15 protein-coding genes and 3 pseudogenes are annotated in these 14,658 nt (G+C 62.1%); 12 read left to right on the forward strand and 6 right to left on the reverse strand.

Annotation, left to right across the window (positions count from 1 at the left end; all coding sequences use genetic code 11):
- The 5 genes and pseudogenes from merF to O4G76_RS19060 all read right to left on the reverse strand — a co-directional run.
- A partial coding sequence (gene merF / locus O4G76_RS19040; protein WP_269398766.1) for a mercury resistance system transport protein MerF occupies window positions 1–203 on the reverse strand: 203 nt, incomplete at its 3' end.
- Window positions 200–517, reverse strand: a complete 318-nt coding sequence (locus tag O4G76_RS19045; protein ID WP_254050207.1) for a heavy-metal-associated domain-containing protein — start codon at window positions 515–517, stop codon at window positions 200–202. The genes merF and O4G76_RS19045, both read right to left, overlap by 4 nt.
- A 12-nt stretch (window positions 518–529) precedes the next feature.
- Window positions 530–919 (reverse strand): mercuric transporter MerT family protein, encoded by a 390-nt coding sequence (locus O4G76_RS19050; protein ID WP_089885471.1) that lies wholly within the window; start codon window positions 917–919, stop codon window positions 530–532.
- Window positions 920–1,071: 152 nt separating this feature from the next.
- Window positions 1,072–1,836 (reverse strand): IS21-like element helper ATPase IstB, encoded by a 765-nt coding sequence (istB, locus tag O4G76_RS19055; RefSeq protein WP_269398767.1) that lies wholly within the window; start codon window positions 1,834–1,836, stop codon window positions 1,072–1,074.
- Window positions 1,833–2,876 (reverse strand): annotated as a pseudogene (locus tag O4G76_RS19060) (IS21 family transposase); the annotation flags it as partial. The pseudogene O4G76_RS19060 and the gene istB, both read right to left, overlap by 4 nt.
- Window positions 2,877–3,161: 285 nt before the next feature.
- Here O4G76_RS19060 and O4G76_RS19065 point away from each other — a divergent pair.
- Window positions 3,162–3,353, forward strand: a pseudogene (locus tag O4G76_RS19065) (transposase); the annotation flags it as partial.
- A 197-nt stretch (window positions 3,354–3,550) separates the two neighbouring features.
- The gene (locus O4G76_RS19070) at window positions 3,551–4,246 is read left to right on the forward strand and encodes a hypothetical protein (RefSeq protein ID WP_099278603.1); all 696 of its coding nucleotides are present in this window, start codon (window positions 3,551–3,553) and stop codon (window positions 4,244–4,246) included.
- Between the two features lie 46 nt (window positions 4,247–4,292).
- On the opposite strand, the gene O4G76_RS22100 is transcribed toward O4G76_RS19070, so the two are convergent.
- Window positions 4,293–4,679, reverse strand: a complete 387-nt coding sequence (locus tag O4G76_RS22100; protein WP_367869652.1) for a Rap1a/Tai family immunity protein — start codon at window positions 4,677–4,679, stop codon at window positions 4,293–4,295.
- A gap of 222 nt (window positions 4,680–4,901) precedes the next feature.
- Between O4G76_RS22100 and O4G76_RS19075 the strand changes: the two genes are divergently transcribed.
- From O4G76_RS19075 to O4G76_RS19120, 10 genes and pseudogenes are all read left to right on the forward strand, one after another.
- A complete protein-coding gene (locus tag O4G76_RS19075; protein WP_099278604.1) occupies window positions 4,902–5,228 on the forward strand; it encodes a type II toxin-antitoxin system PrlF family antitoxin in 327 nt (108 codons plus the stop codon).
- Entirely contained in the window at window positions 5,225–5,743 is a 519-nt protein-coding gene (locus O4G76_RS19080; RefSeq protein WP_099278605.1) for a type II toxin-antitoxin system YhaV family toxin, read from the forward strand. The genes O4G76_RS19075 and O4G76_RS19080 overlap by 4 nt, the downstream gene beginning before the upstream one ends.
- Before the next feature lie 92 nt (window positions 5,744–5,835).
- Window positions 5,836–6,962 (forward strand): IS3 family transposase gene (locus O4G76_RS19085; protein WP_099278606.1). Its coding sequence is split into 2 segments (ribosomal slippage): window positions 5,836–6,100 and window positions 6,100–6,962, totalling 1,128 coding nucleotides; the frame shifts between segments, so codons are not numbered across the junction.
- A gap of 65 nt (window positions 6,963–7,027) precedes the next feature.
- Window positions 7,028–7,189 carry a hypothetical protein gene (locus tag O4G76_RS19090; RefSeq protein ID WP_269398768.1) on the forward strand — a complete coding sequence of 54 codons (162 nt, stop codon included), beginning with the start codon at window positions 7,028–7,030 and terminating at the stop codon, window positions 7,187–7,189.
- A gap of 517 nt (window positions 7,190–7,706) precedes the next feature.
- A complete protein-coding gene (locus O4G76_RS19095; protein ID WP_269398769.1) occupies window positions 7,707–8,486 on the forward strand; it encodes a cytochrome c oxidase assembly protein in 780 nt (259 codons plus the stop codon).
- Between the two features lie 27 nt (window positions 8,487–8,513).
- Entirely contained in the window at window positions 8,514–9,485 is a 972-nt protein-coding gene (coxB, locus tag O4G76_RS19100; protein WP_216823329.1) for a cytochrome c oxidase subunit II, read from the forward strand.
- Window positions 9,482–12,028, forward strand: coding sequence for a cytochrome c oxidase subunit I (ctaD, locus tag O4G76_RS19105; protein WP_099278610.1), 2,547 nt, complete (start codon window positions 9,482–9,484; stop codon window positions 12,026–12,028). The genes coxB and ctaD overlap by 4 nt, the downstream gene beginning before the upstream one ends.
- 7 nt (window positions 12,029–12,035) lie before the next feature.
- The gene (locus O4G76_RS19110) at window positions 12,036–12,413 is read left to right on the forward strand and encodes a hypothetical protein (RefSeq protein ID WP_099278611.1); all 378 of its coding nucleotides are present in this window, start codon (window positions 12,036–12,038) and stop codon (window positions 12,411–12,413) included.
- A 97-nt stretch (window positions 12,414–12,510) separates the two neighbouring features.
- Window positions 12,511–13,869, forward strand: coding sequence for a c-type cytochrome (locus O4G76_RS19115; RefSeq protein ID WP_216823331.1), 1,359 nt, complete (start codon window positions 12,511–12,513; stop codon window positions 13,867–13,869).
- Window positions 13,870–14,254: 385 nt separating this feature from the next.
- Window positions 14,255–14,658: pseudogene (locus O4G76_RS19120) on the forward strand (IS21 family transposase); the annotation flags it as partial.

Consider the following 14,658-nt stretch of genomic DNA (forward strand, 5'->3'; position numbering starts at 1 on the left):
AACAGCAGCGGGAACAGCGCGTAGTCGAGCCACCCCGTCACCGCCGACAGGCCTGCGCCAGCCAGCGCCAGGACAAGGAGTGGCGTGAAGCAGCATATCGCCGCGAATATTGCGCCGCCGAGGCCACCCTTCAGCAGGCGGTTCGCCTCGGCCTGGTCCGGCTGCTCTCTCGGTTGATCGAGATGATCGAGACCCCGCTTCACGAACCCTCGCCACTCACCGGGTCTTCCAGAAGCGCCGCCGGGTAGCCGTTCTCTTCGACCGCCGCGATGAGGGCGTCAGTGGAGGTGACTTCGTCGTCGAAACGGACCGTATAAAGCCCCTCGCTCGGGTCTTCGCCCTCGGCGAAGTCCTCGATCACCACGCTCTCTACGGATTTCAGCGAGTTGCCGACGATGAACGAGCACGAGGGACACGTCAGTCCCCCGACCTCGAGGCGGACGACCTGTTCGGCGGCAAAGGCGGGGGCGGCGAAAAGCGCGGACAGCGCCAGGGCGCCGGAAAGGATGTTTCTCATGTCAGTGTGCTTTCAGAACGAGAGGATGTAGGGGGAGGCGTAGGGAAACAGCATGGCAATGAGGATCACTGCCGCCGCTATCCAGAGAACGGAGCGCATCGCGGTGCGGTTCATCGGGCGGGCACAGGTGCCATCGGCGCAGCGGACAGGCCGATAAGCCTTGTAGAAGCCGTAACCCAGGAACGCGGCGGCGATGCCGAAGGTATACCACTTGTAGGCATAGAGGGCGCCCATCTGGGCGATGAAAACCCCGCTGACCCCGAAGCTGACAAGCACCAGCGGCAGGATGCAGCAGGAGGTCATGGCCAGTGCACCGAGCGCCGCCAACGCGGTGGCCGTCCACCCGCGGCCTTCCGGGACGTCTGACGCGTCCCTCGGCAATGCAGAATCCGTGGTGTCCATGCATGGTGTCAACGGCGGGCCAAAAACCGGCCACGCGGCGGCGCAAAACCAGGCCAGTTGCGAGGCGGCAAGCGCCATGACGCGCTCGCTTGCCCCATAGCTGGGGCGTGGCATGGCGCATTGGCCCGCGGGGCCAATTCATCCGGCGAGGATCAGGTGGCGGCTACGGCCTTTCGAGCCCGGCTTTGGCCGAGCCGATAGCTGTCGCCATTCATCTCGAGGATATTGACGTGGTGGGTCAACCTGTCGAGCAGCGCGCCGGTCAGGCGTTCGGTGCCGAAGGTTTCGGTCCACTCATCGAATGGCAGGTTGCTGGTGATCATCGTCGAGCCGCGCTCATAGCGCTGCGAGATCACCTCGAACAGGAGCTCGGCGCCGGTCTTCGACAAGGGCACGAAGCCCAGCTCGTCGATGATGAGCAGCTTGACGGTGGCCAGCTGCTTTTGCAGGCGAAGCATGCGGCGCTCGTCGCGGGCCTCCATCAGCTCGTTGACCAGCGCAGCCGCCGTGATGAAGCTCACCGACAGCCCTTTCTGGCAGGCGGCCAGCCCCAGCCCGAGGGCCACATGGGTCTTGCCGGTTCCACTGGGCCCCAAGGCAATGACATTCTCGCGCCGGTCGATCCATTCGCCTCGGGCGAGGTCCAACACCTGCATCTTGTTCAGCTTGGGGATCGCCTTGAAATCGAAGCTGTCGAGGCTCTTGGTCGCCGGGAACTTCGCGGCCTTGATGCGGCGCTCGACCATCCTGCGCTCGCGGTCGATCAGCTCCAGCTCGACCAGGCGGGCCAAGAACTGGACATGGTCCAGCCCCTCGATGGCGCACTGGCGGCCGAGCTTCTCATGTTCCCGCAGGAAGGTGGGCAGCTTCAGCGTCTTCAGATGATCCGCGAGCAGGATCTTCGGGGTGTCGATCATGCCGCATCCCCCGACAGGAGCGCCATGTAGCTGGCCACCTTCGTGGACGCGACATGAGCGCGCGGCAGATAGGGATAGACATCGAGGTCCAGCTTCGGCGGCCGTTTCTCGACCTGGCAGAGAACGAGATGCTTCACGGCATCGAAGCCGACCGCGCCCAAGTGCAGGGCTTTCTTCACGGCGGCGTGGAGATCGTCGATGTCGAAGGTCTCCAGCAGGCGCAGGACTTGCACATACTCCCGCCGTCCCGCCTTGGTCATTCGCGCCTCCATCAGGCGTCGCAGGGTCGCGAACGCCGGCGGCAGGTCCCATTCGGCCAAGGGGGCCGCCTGGTCCAGGGCGTTGATCTTGCGCTCGATCAGCGGAAGGTAGTGGACCGGGTCGAAGACCATGTCCTCGCGGCCGTAGCAGCGGGGATGGCGTGCGATGACCTGACCGCCGCAACCGATCATGACCGCATCGACATACCCCCTGATCCAGACATCGCGGTGGCCATAGGCGACCGGCACCGAGTAATCGTTGGTCCTGTAGCGCACCAGGGCTTGGGAGCTGACCCGTCCGGTGGCCTGATCGCAGGCATCGAACGGCGCGGCCGGCAGGTCGGCCATCGCTGCCAGATCCCGCGCGAGCCGCTCTCCGATGGTCTCGGACTGGCCGCGCAGGACATCAGCCTGGCGCTTGCGGCACTGTCCCTCCAGATAGGCGTTGAACGCGTCCCAGCTTGCGAACCGCGGGATCGGCACCATGAAGTTGCGGCGCGAGTAGCCGACCAGACCCTCCGCGTTGCCGTTCGCCATTGGGCTCGAACCAATGGCGCCTTCAATGGCTCACTCGTTGCCCTTGCCGGGCCGGCCGTAGCGGTCGCGGAACAGGTAGTGCGACAGAAACCCGCTGAAGAGCGTGGCGCGCTTGCGCGTTCCGTCCGGCAGGATCTTCGCCACCAGGCAGCGGTCGTTGTCGTAGAGGACCGAGGCGGGCACCTTGCCGAAGAATGCAAAGGCATGAACGTGGCCATCGACCCAGGCTTCCGCTGTCGCCGCCTCGAGAGGAAGCTTGGTTCTATGACAGGAACGACAAAACGGTTTGGTTCGTTAAGTGACCCATCCGTGGCGTCTCTTCCCTATCAGTGTGGTGAGGCGCAGCGTAGTGCGTTGATTTAACAGCGGTATACTCCGGTATTTTTGGAGGTATACCGGTATAGATGGGCGCATACCGATAAATACTGACCGGCTGCCTGGCTGACTGCGGACGGACTGCCGCGCCAGCGCGGATCGCTCGTTTCCGGGTTGCTGCGATTGAACGCATCTTCTTCGCAGACACCTACTCCCCTGGCTGGTGACTGGCCCTACCTCTGGCTCGACGCCACCTACCTGAAGGTGCGTCAGGGCGGACGGATCGTCTCGGCTGCGGCCATAATCGCCGTGGCCGTGAACACGGATGGGCGCCGTGAAATCATCGGTCTCAGCATTGGTCCCTCGGAAGCCGAGACCTTCTGGACCGACTTCCTGCACACCCTAAGAGCGCTTCTCTTACCTTAGGCACGAGTATCCCGATCCCCCATTACGGGACTACTGGATGCCTCCCGACAAATCTTCCTTGGCATGTTTAGGCGGGCGAGCGGTGTGCCGCAGCTTTCTTGTCGATCAGGCTTCGATCTAGGCGATCGGGCACAATCTTCTAAGTGCGAACAGACACAGGCTGCGAGGAGATTTCGATGTTGGGAAACGCGATCGGATACGAGCGAGAGGGCGACACGCTCATCGTCAGGCTCCCCTATGCCAAGAAGGGCTGGTTTCGCCGCAAGTTCAAAACAGCGAAGTGGAATCCGGAACGCAGGGCCTGGGTTCTCCACAAGAACCTGAGGAAGAAGCTCGACGCTGCGATCATCGAAGACAAGAACGCACCGACTGGCTCCTTTGGCGTCAGCAACGGATCTGCTCCCTCTGCCGTGCTCAGGAGCTGGGATGCCGAGGCAGAGAACGATTGGATTGACGACAACGGCGATCATCACCTCGCCAACTATGACCGCGATGGCCTGGCCTACTATGCGAACCGCGCCGACGCGCCCGAGTTCGGCGCTAAGCCAGCGCCCTCCAAGCCTGCCGCACCCGAGATCAAACCGAACGCACCCAAGAGAGGCCCGAACGCGGTCAGGAAGTATATGCTCCTCATCGCCAAAGACATTGGAGTGAATGTCGAACGCCAGCTGCCCGAGGCAAAGCTCAAGCCAGGCCGCTACGAGAGCTTCTATGGTGCCGGAGCCTCCTATGTGCGGGGCTTTGTCGAGGCGCTCGACAAGGTGCAGAAGCATGGCAGTCATTTCCCAGACAAGCGCGCGCAGGCGTATCTCGACTACCGCGCTGACCTGGACGCTCTGCGTGAAGCCTATCCGGGCTGGATGGGATCCTGATCGGGTTCCTGACTGACTGTCTGATTGGATGCGGACCGTTTGTGGGTCAGCAGGGAAACGTTTTCGTCAGCGCTCGATGGACGATGGCAGGGGAATGCTCATGCCAAAATTCGGGGTGGGCTCTTAGAAATTTGAGAGCGATAGCCTGCAACTGACCACCCGTTGCGTCTCGTGGAGTGCATGCCTTTAGAATTTCGTGGCCGATTATGTGAAGGTTTTCGACGTCAGCGCCCATCGCCATGGCACCAGCGTCGACCCCATACCGCATGCCTGAGGTCGTCCCGATAATCAGCGCCGTGCACACCAAGTTATCCGTCTGAGATTCACTGTTGCAAAGTTCGACCAACGACCCGCCGGGAGCGCCCTGTGCGTGGGTGCCTGATGCGTAGGCGGAGGCGAGGGAGACTGCGAGCAAAGCGGTTCTGACAGGCAAAGTTCACTCAATCTCAGCTTATGGGAGCGGCACCATGCACCAGCGGCATGGACCGCGATCGCCAAACCAGCTGCGACCGACCATGACCATAGGGAACGTCTCTTGGGGTGAGAACTCGACTCCTCATTCTCTCATAGCGGGAATCTGTGCCCAACTTGACATGACAATGCAAATGCATTATCTACCTGGTGTCGAAACGGCCAACCTGCTCAGGAGTCTGCTGTGACCGCGCTCGCTCATGATGTCTCGAAGCTCACCGATCGCTATCAGACGACCGTGCCAAGCGGCGTGCGCAAGCAGCTGCACTTGGACAAGGGTGATACAATTCGCTACTGCACCGAGCCGAACGGCCGTGTCTATATCGAGCCTGTGCATGCCGAAGAAGAAGATCCCGCGCTTGGTGCATTCCTCGACTTCATCGCAGCTGACATCACAGCGCATCCGGAACGTCTTCAGGCGTTCGAGGGTGCCTTGCATGACCGCTTGAAGGCACTGGTCAGAGAGGTCGAAATCGATCTCGGTGAGCCACTGTCGCCTGAGGACGAATGACTGGCGGTGCTGCGCCCGCCGAAGCGCCGCTCGTCATCAACGGATGGTCGATCTATGCGCACCCAGTCTTCCTTGAACAGCTGGAAGCGCTGATCGCTGAGGTCGAAGGCCGTAAGGCGCGCGACCCTCAGAACTGGCACAGGAAGAACTGCACGAAGCGATTGGCTGCAATTCTCAAGCTGGTGACCGAGGCGATACCAGCTGATCCGGGCGCCCGAGACTTCCGGCAGGGCAACACACTTGGCGATCACCGCCGGCACTGGTTCCGAGCAAAGTTCTTCCAGCAGTATCGGTTGTTCTACCGGTTCAGCAGTGAGGCAAAGATCATCGTGCTTGCGTGGGTAAACGACGAGAAGACCTTGCGCGCCTATGGCAGCAAAACCGATGCCTATGCGACCTTCACCGGGATGTTGAACGACGGCAACCCGCCAGAAGATTTCGACGCGTTGATGAAAGCGGCCATGGGTGCGGCGGAGCGGTTCGAGAGAGGCCTCGGGGCCGAGCCTGGCCGCTGAGGAGGGCGTCGGGGAGAGCTCCTATGTTCTGCCCCCAATGGAGTGCTCCGCCCACTGAGATAGATTTATCTCGTCAGGAGGAGGACTACAGGATGGTTGGAAAGCGCGAAAAGCCCGAGGACATCGTGCTGAAGCTGCGGCAGATCGAGGTGCTGCACGGGCAAGGCATGCCGGTCGCCGATGCGGTGCGCCAGGTCGGGATCACGCAGCAGAGCTACTACAGATGGCGCCGGCAATATGGCGGCATGAGCCGGAGCCAGCTGAAGCGGTTGAAGGAGCTCGAGAAAGAGAACCAACGGCTCAGGCGGGCGGTCTCCGATTTGACGCTCGACAAGCTCATCCTGGCCGAGGCGGCGCAGGGAAACTTCTAAGCCCCTCGCGCCGACGCCAATGCATCGACCATGTGCGGCAGGAGCTGGGGGTGTCCGAGCGCCGCGCCTGCCGCACGCTGGGCCAGCACCGCTCCACGCAGAGAAAGGTGCCACGCGGCCGACCGGACGAAGCGCGCCTGACGGCGGACATCATCGAGTTGGCGCGCCAGTATGGCCGCTACGGATACCGTCCCATCACGGCGCTGCTGAAGCAGTCTGGCTGGCAGGTGAACCTCAAGCGGGTCGAGCGCATCTGGAAACGCGAGGGGCTGAAGGTCCCCCAGAAGCAGAAGAAACGAAGCCGGCTGTGGCTGAACGATGGCTCGTGCGTTCGTCTGCGACCGGAGCGGCCCCACCATGTGTGGTCCTACGACTTCGTCCAGGACCGGACGCATGACGGCCAGGCTTACCGCATCCTCAATATCATCGATGAGTTTACGAAGGAGGCGCTGATGATCCGTGTCGATCGAAAGCTCAACTCCACCGACGTGGTGGATGCGTTGACGGACCTGTTCATCCTGCGCGGGCCGCCTGAGTTCATTCGCTCCGACAATGGACCTGAATTCGTAGCCACGAAGGTGCGAGACTGGATCGAAGCCGTGGGTGCCAAGACCGCCTTCATCGAACCCGGATCACCTTGGGAGAACGGTTACTGCGAGAGCTTCAATGCCCGCTTTCGCAACGAGCTGCTCGACGGGGAGATCTTCTACACGCTGCGCGAGGCCCAGATCCTGATCGAGCGATGGCGGAGGCACTACAACACCGTCCGGCCCCACAGCGCCCTTGGCTATCGCCCGCCGGCGCCGGAAAGCATCGTGTCCATCGACCGGAGGCCCACCATGCATTAACAATTAACCTGGAGCACTCAGTTGGGGCAGCTCAAGCTGACGACGGTTGGAACCGCCTCGAGGCGGTGAAGGCGGCGGTCAAGAAGGAGCTGAAGCAGGAGTTTGCCATCAACCATTCCACCCTCGAGTTCGAACATGTCCGTAATGCGCACACAAATGCAGAGCTGTTCGGTCACCAAGAGGCGGACAGAAATGGAAAAGATCATGTTCACGAAAGCTCTGAATGACGATGATATGCCATCGCAAGCGCCTGCGAAGAGAAGCTCGGAGCGGCTGCGCTTCAGGAAGACATGAAGATGAACCCGGCTCACCGCAACGACTTCTCCCCGCTTCGCACTGACCGGCACTCTAAGACAATTGCAACGTGGGAGCCGGACATTGGATAACCTCACCCGCCCTGAGACGAGACGGTTCGACAGTTAGAAGCCATTGGCGGCAACGGTGGGGGCGGTCTCGGAAAGCCTAGCACGCCTCGGCGTGTTGCGGTCATGAGCGGGTCAGGAACTAGCACAGGTGCAGGAAGTAGGGGTCAAAAGAATCGTGCTACATACAACAGCGTCGAGCGGACGCTCGGAGCTCCTTACACTTGATAGCGGATGGAAGACGTGCCTGCCTCTATTCTTCATCGCCGCCGCGCCTCCACTTCAAGCCCATACCGATGGGACGCCTCTGGCGCCGCATGCTCTCTGGACGGCTTGGTCTCTGCAACCTTCCGTCATTCTGCCGGTCGCGATCGCCGTGGCCGTGTATACGAGAGGCGTTCATCTGGCTTGGAAAAAGGCCGGGCGGAATCGTGGAGTCCCTGTCTGGCGCGTGTGCTCGTTCTTCCTGGGCATCATGGGCCTAATCGCGGCCCTAGTGTGGCCTTTGGATGCTTTGGGCGAGAACCTCTTCGCTGCTCATATGGGCCAACATATCGTGCTGATGGGTCTGGCGGCTCCATTTCTTGTCCTCGGTCTACCCATTCCCACCACAATGCGCGCGCTGCCGAGGAGCTGGCAGAGGAAACTCGCGCTCCTCGCTGCATCCAATTCGTGGCGAAGGAGCTGGAGTTGGGCGACTGCAATCAGCGTTGCAACCGTTCTGCAGCTGGTCGTGTTCCTGATCTGGCATATCCCGTCGGCGATTGCGCTCTCGCTGAATGACGGCGTCGTACATTCAACCATGCATGCATCGCTCTTCGTTTCCGCCTTACTCTTCTGGACCGCGATCTGCCAGATGCGCGGCCAAGAATTCGGAGCTGGTATGATTGCGCTCGTGATCACCTTCAAATTTTCACTGATCGTCGGCGCCCTGCTGGCCTTCGCTCCGACGGCATTTTACGCAAGCTACGGTGCCCGTCCTGCCGCATGGGGCTTTTCGCTGCTCGAAGACCAGCAGCTTGCTGGGCTTCTTATGATGACGGCCGGAGCGATGATGTATCTCATGGCCATGGTCGCCCTCGTCGCTGTATGGTTCGGCAAAATGGAGAAGACGCATCCGGCGAACGGGCGAGCGACCGTGCGGGGCACAGAAGGGCGTTAGCGAATGAACAGGCATAGCGTCGCGAGTATGTTGCTCATCGTTCTCCTTCTTTCCGCCTGCGAAGGCCCGCAATCAACCTTCGACACAGCCGGCGTCGAGGCGGAGCGGGTGCTGTCACTCTTCTGGATCATGCTGGCCGGCGCTGTCGCAATCTGGATCGTCGTGATCGGGATCAGCTACTATGCGACCAAGGCCACGCCCGGGCAGCATAGCGAAAAGAGCGGCCTGCGCCTCATCATCTGGGGTGGGTGCATCTTTCCTACCGTCGTTCTGGCGGGGTTGCTGTTCTGGGGCCTCAAGATGATGCCCGAATTGCGCCGCCCCGCCGACGGCCCGACCATCGCGGTCTCGGGCGAGCGGTTCTGGTGGCGCATTGCCTACGGTGTCGAGGGCGATCCCGGTGTGGTGCGCAACCTTCCGCAGGGCGGGATCCCCAGCGCCAACGAGATCTGGATACCGGTGGATCAGCGCACCGAGATTCTCCTCAGCAGCCCGGATGTGATCCACTCCTTTTGGGTACCGCCGCTTGCCGGAAAGATGGATGCGATACCCGGCCGGGTAAACCGGCTGATACTCGAACCGACCGAGCTCGGCGTCTTCAATGGCGCCTGCGCAGAGTTCTGCGGCACGGCTCACGCGCAGATGGAATTTCGCGTGGTCGTCGTGACCAACGCCGACTTCGAAGCGTATGTCAGGGCGCAGGCCGAGCCTGCAGCGGTCGCTGACAGCCCGGGTCTCGATCTCTTCATGCAGAACGGCTGTGCGGCGTGCCATTCGGTTCGGGGAACGCCGGCCGACGGGGACGTGGGCCCCGACTTAACGCACCTGGCCAGCCGGCGCACCATCGCGGCAGGCCTTCTCCCGGCCACGGAGGAGAACATTGCCGCATTCATCGCTTCCCCTGACCACCTCAAGCCGGGGGTCGAGATGCCGGCATTCGGCGTATTGCCGGACGGGGAAATTGCCCGCATCGCGAAATGGTTGGGGTCCCTCGAATGACTGACGGCACCATCGAAACTCCGGCCGAGCCGGACCAGGAGGACGAGGAGGTCCGCCGGGGCCAGGAAGAGCGGCTTCGGAAAGTCTGGGCGGCGCCGAAGGGGTGGCGCTATTGGTCGGCGGTCAACAACACCGAAATCGGTGTCTGGTACACGGCAGCGGCTTTCGGCTTCATGCTGTTCGCCGGTGTTCTCGCGCTGATGGTGCGGGTGCAGCTTGCCGTTCCAGAAAACGATTTCCTGTCGGCCACTCTCTACAACCAGGTCTTCACCCTGCACGGCACGGCGATGATGTTCCTCTTCGCCGTGCCGATCTTCGAAGCTGTCGCGATCATTCTCCTGCCGCAGATGTTGGGAGCGCGAGACCTTCCGTTCCCGCGTCTGTCCGCCTTTGGGTTCTGGTGCTTCCTAATCGGCGGCGTCTTCGTCTGCGGCTCGATCTTCTTCGGCGCGGCGCCGAACGCCGGCTGGTTCATGTATCCGCCGCTGACCACGAACGAGCAGTACACCCCGGGCTATGGGCCGGACATCTGGCTGCTGGGCCTGTCCTTCATCGAGGTCGCCTCGATCGCCGCGGCGGTCGAGCTGATCGTCGGAACGCTGAAATGCCGTCCTCCGGGAATGCGGCTGAACCTCATGCCGCTGTATGCCTGGTACGTTCTGGTAGTCGCGGGAATGATCCTGTTCGCGTTCCCGCCTCTGATTGCCGGCGACATCCTGTTCGAACTCGAGCGGATGTTCGATTGGCCGTTCTTCGACCCGAGCCGCGGCGGCGATCCGGTCCTCTGGCAGCACCTGTTCTGGATTTTCGGCCATCCGGAGGTCTACATCGTGTTCCTGCCGGCCATCGCGCTGGTCGCGATGATCGTGCCCACTTTCGCACAGCGTCCGATCCTCGGCTATTCGTGGATCGTGCTCGCGGCGGTGGGGACCGGGTTCATCTCCTTCGGGCTCTGGGTGCACCACATGTACACCACGGGCCTGCCTTCGATCTCGCTCGGTTTCTTCTCGGCTGCTTCGGAGGCGGTGGCGATACCGACAGGCGTGCAGATCTTCGTGTTTCTGGCCACCCTTCTCACCGGCCGCGTGATCTACTCGGTACCGATGCTCTTCGTCTCGGGGGCCCTTGCTACGTTCGTGATCGGCGGGCTCACCGGTGTCATGGTCGCGCTGGTCCCCTTCGACTGGCAGGCGCACGATACCTACTTCATCGTCGCCCACCTTCACTATGTGCTGATCGGCGGGATGCTGTTTCCGTTGGCGGCGGGGATCTATTACTATTGGCCGATAGTCGGCAGTCGGCGTCTCTCCGACAAGCTCGGAAGAGTGGCGTTCTGGCTCATGTTCGTGGGCTTCAACGTCGCATTCCTGCCGATGCATTACTCCGGATTGGCCGGCATGGCGCGCCGCGTCTGGACCTACTCCGAGGAGCTGGGCGTCGGGACCGCCAACCTCGTCTCCAGCATCGGCGCCTTCGTCTTCGCCAGCGGTTTCCTCGTGATCGTCTGGGACGTGCTGCGTCCGCGCGGCAACGCGCCTTACGCGAAGCGGAATCCTTGGAACGCTGGAACCCTCGAATGGCTGACCGAGATGCCTGGCGAGGACTGGGGTGTGCGGTCGGTCCCCATTATCACCTCGCGCTATCCTCTCTGGGAGCAGCCGAACTTCATAGACGATGTCGACAAGGGACGGTTCTACCTGCCTGACGCCCAGGAGATGAAGCGCGAAACTCTGATTACCTCGGTGCTCGACGGCGAGCCGCTGCAATGCCTGCGGGTGCCGGGTCCCAGCTTTATGCCGATGATTGCCGCGGTCTTCACCGGCGCCGTGTTCATCTTCGCAACATTCCACTGGTGGGCCGCCACGATTATCTCAATGGGGCTCGCGGCCGTCTCGATCATCGTCTGGCTCTGGCGCGGCACCGCGCAGATTCCAGAGAAGACGGAGAAAGACGTCGGGCTCGGCCTCACGCTTCCGCTCTACAAGTCGGGGCCGCAATCGATCGGCTGGTGGGCGATGTTCATCACGATGACCGGCGATGCGACCGCTTTCATCGGCCTGATCTTCGGATACTATTATTTTTTCACGATCCACATCGATTTTCCTCCGTCGGCAGAGGTCGGCCCGGGCATCTTGTGGCCGAGCGTCTCGCTGTTTCTGTTTGCGACGACATGGGGCGCGAGCCTGCTCGCGCGCAGGCTCAATCGTGCCGGACGAGTCGGTGTGGCCCGCGCGCTGATGGCGAGCGGCGCCATTCTGTCTTTCGGAGCCAGCGCGGCGTTGCTCTGGGGTCCCTTCGTGACCGGTTTGAATCCGACAGTCCATGTCTATCCGGCGACGGTCTGGGTTCTGGCGATCTGGACGGCTGTTCACGGCGTCGTGGGAAGCCTGATGCTCGCATATTGCCTGGCCCGGTCCCTGACCGGGCGGCTGACGCCCGAGCACGACATGGATCTGTGGAATGTCGTGCTATACTGGCACTTCATGGCCGCTACTGTGGTGTTGACCGTTGCAACGATCGCTTTCTTCCCGATGCTGGCGTGAGGCGGAAATGCAGGTTTTCGGAAAGACGCAGGACAATCTCTGGACCTTGATCGCCGCACCGATTGTCTGGGGATTCCACTTTCTGTTCAGCTACTTTCTCGCCGCCTATCGTTGCGCCCCTAACGCCGATCCCTTCAAGGAGATCGTCAGCACGCGGGTGGCGGTCATCGTCGTTACGGTGGTCTCACTCGGGCTGATCGCGCTCATTCTACGCCGAGCGTTCCGCGAGTGGCGCGCCGACGGCGGCGGCTTCCGGAATGACCAGTATACGGTGAGGGCGCGGGAGAGGTTCCTCGAGTTCTCGACCCTGCTCTTGGCCGCTCTTTCGTTCGTGGCCGTGATCTTCGAAACGATGCCGGTCCTGTTGATCTGGGACTGCCGATGAAGCTTGTCCGGCGAAGCTCGCGGAATCTCTCCCAATTGCCAGCGAGTCTGAGTGTTGGATTCTCACTGGCACCGTCATGAAGCGGGGAGCGTTTACAATGCGACTGAAGGTCGTCCTGACTTGGAAGAGGGTGGCGGGGCTGGCGGTTATCGGTATCGCTGGCGCGCTTCTTGTCGGTTGGTCGGGGCTGGTCTCGATTGCTGCTTCGTCGGGGCACTTTGCTGTGACGAGATGGTACCTTGGCTGGACCATGGAGAACGCCGTCGAGACGCAGTCGATGCTGATTGTGAAGCCCAAGGATCTCAATCTCGACGATCCGGCGCTCGTGCGTCGCTCTGCCGGCCACTATGCGACGGGCTGCGCCGCGTGTCATGGCGCGCCGGGCGTGCCGCAATCCCCGGTCGTGAAAGAGATGACCCCCGCTCCTCCGCGCCTAGAGGAAAAGGTGAACGAGTGGAGCGACGAGGAACTGTTCTGGATGGTCAAGAACGGGATCAAGTATTCCGGCATGCCGGCCTGGCCGGCGCAAGAGCGGGATGACGAGGTATGGGCCCAGGTGGCGTTCCTGCGTGCCCTCCCCGAAATGACACGCACCGAATACGCCGAACTCGCCTTGGGCGGAGGGCTCGCGGATAACGACCTCGAACCAGGTGGCGAGACCACCGCGGCTCTCGACGGGATCTTCGAAAACGCCCTCGCGGATTGTGTGCGTTGCCACGGACGCGACGGCTTGGGCCGCGGGGAAGGCGACGCCGAGGACGCCTTTCCGATCATTGCCGGTCAGCCCGCACCATATCTCTACGCGACGTTGCGTGCCTTTGCGCTCGGGCGGCGGGACAGCGGATTCATGGAGCCGCCCGCGAGCCGCTATCCATCGGAGGTCCTAGAGGAACTCGCGCGCTATTTCGCAGATCAGCCTGTGCCTCTGGAGAGAGCGGGCGATGCTGCGGTTCTCGGCCCGGAAGCGGAGGTTCCGAATCTGGCCGTAGATCCGGTCGACGACGCTCCAGTCGTGGATGCAGGGCTCGCCAGCGATGCGATGGAAACCTTTCTCATGCCACTGGATACGCCTCAGGATGAGGCCGGGGTCCTGGAGGGCGCAGGCGATCTTGCCTATGCCGAGATCCCGCTGACGGCGAGTGCAGGACCGCCCTCGACCCGCGAGGACGTCCTCGAACTGGGGCAGCGCATCGCCGTTGAAGGGTTTGGACAGCGCAAGGTTCCCGCCTGCCAGAGTTGTCATAGTCCGGCGGGCCGGGAAAGGAATCCGCTTTATCCGTATCTGGCTGGTCAGCCTGAATGGTATCTCAGCAAGCATCTGCGGCTTTGGAAGGAAAGCCGCCGCGGCGGAACGCGCTTCGCCCATGTTATGGACGAGATTGCCCGGAATCTGACGGAGGAGCAGATCGAGGCGGTCTCGGCGTGGTATTCCAGCCTCGCGAAAGCGAAGCCCTAGCAGATACCCTTGCGCCTGCCCGCCACGCGGGGTGCGCGACAGGCGCGGTTGGCTGACCCCAAGCAAAGGGTCAGCGACAAGAAGTTCGCAATCGATCACAAGCCAATACTGTCAAAAGCTTCTTGCACTACGGGCGGCAACCACAGAAGAGACTACCATCACCAAGCTGCCTGATCCATCCGGATTTTCCCCGGACCTGTTGGCTGTCACCGAGAACTGACCCAGTGAGAACGGCGGTGAGAAAGTCGGCCGCGGTAGCGGCGGGGTGAGCCTGCTGCGGGCGGCGTAAAAGTCGTCCACCTTTACCCTTTCTGGAGGCAGGGAGGGCGGGAGGATTTTCACCGTGGACTTGTATCGCAAGGTTCGACTGGCCTGTGCCGAGGGGATGAGCCAGCGGAAGGCGGCGCGTCATTTCAACATCTCGCGCGACAGCGTAGCCAAGATGATGGCGTTCTCTGCTCCGCCCGGCTACCGCCGCACGGCGCCCGTGAAGCGGCCGAAGCTGGATGCCTATACGGGGATCATCGACGGCTGGCTGGAGGGGGATCGCGCGGTTCATCGCAAGCAGCGGCACACGGCCAAGCGGGTATTCGAGCGGCTTCGTGACGAGCATGGTTTCCGCGGCGGCTACACGATCGTGAAGGATTACATGCGGGCGCGCGAACGGCGCGGCCGCGAGATGTTCGTGCCGCTGGCGCATCCGCCCGGTCACGCCCAGGCCGACTTCGGCGAGGCGGTGGTCGTCATCGGCGGGATCGAACAGAAGGCGCATTTCTTCGTCATGGACTT

Source organism: Limimaricola sp. G21655-S1, from assembly GCF_027213785.1.
In the GTDB taxonomy this organism is placed as follows: Bacteria; Pseudomonadota; Alphaproteobacteria; order Rhodobacterales; family Rhodobacteraceae; genus Limimaricola.

Excerpts from the sequence above, each read along its gene's own strand:
- O4G76_RS19045 (WP_254050207.1), bottom strand. The coding sequence starts at position 517 with ATGAGAAACATCCTTTCCGGCGCCCTGGCGCTGTCCGCGCTTTTCGCC.
- O4G76_RS19050 (WP_089885471.1), bottom strand. The coding sequence starts at position 919 with ATGGACACCACGGATTCTGCATTGCCGAGGGACGCGTCAGACGTCCCG.
- istB (WP_269398767.1), bottom strand. The coding sequence starts at position 1,836 with ATGATCGACACCCCGAAGATCCTGCTCGCGGATCATCTGAAGACGCTG.
- O4G76_RS19070 (WP_099278603.1), top strand. The coding sequence starts at position 3,551 with ATGTTGGGAAACGCGATCGGATACGAGCGAGAGGGCGACACGCTCATC.
- O4G76_RS19080 (WP_099278605.1), top strand. The coding sequence starts at position 5,225 with ATGACTGGCGGTGCTGCGCCCGCCGAAGCGCCGCTCGTCATCAACGGA.
- coxB (WP_216823329.1), top strand. The coding sequence starts at position 8,514 with ATGTTGCTCATCGTTCTCCTTCTTTCCGCCTGCGAAGGCCCGCAATCA.
- ctaD (WP_099278610.1), top strand. The coding sequence starts at position 9,482 with ATGACTGACGGCACCATCGAAACTCCGGCCGAGCCGGACCAGGAGGAC.
- O4G76_RS19110 (WP_099278611.1), top strand. The coding sequence starts at position 12,036 with ATGCAGGTTTTCGGAAAGACGCAGGACAATCTCTGGACCTTGATCGCC.
- O4G76_RS19115 (WP_216823331.1), top strand. The coding sequence starts at position 12,511 with ATGCGACTGAAGGTCGTCCTGACTTGGAAGAGGGTGGCGGGGCTGGCG.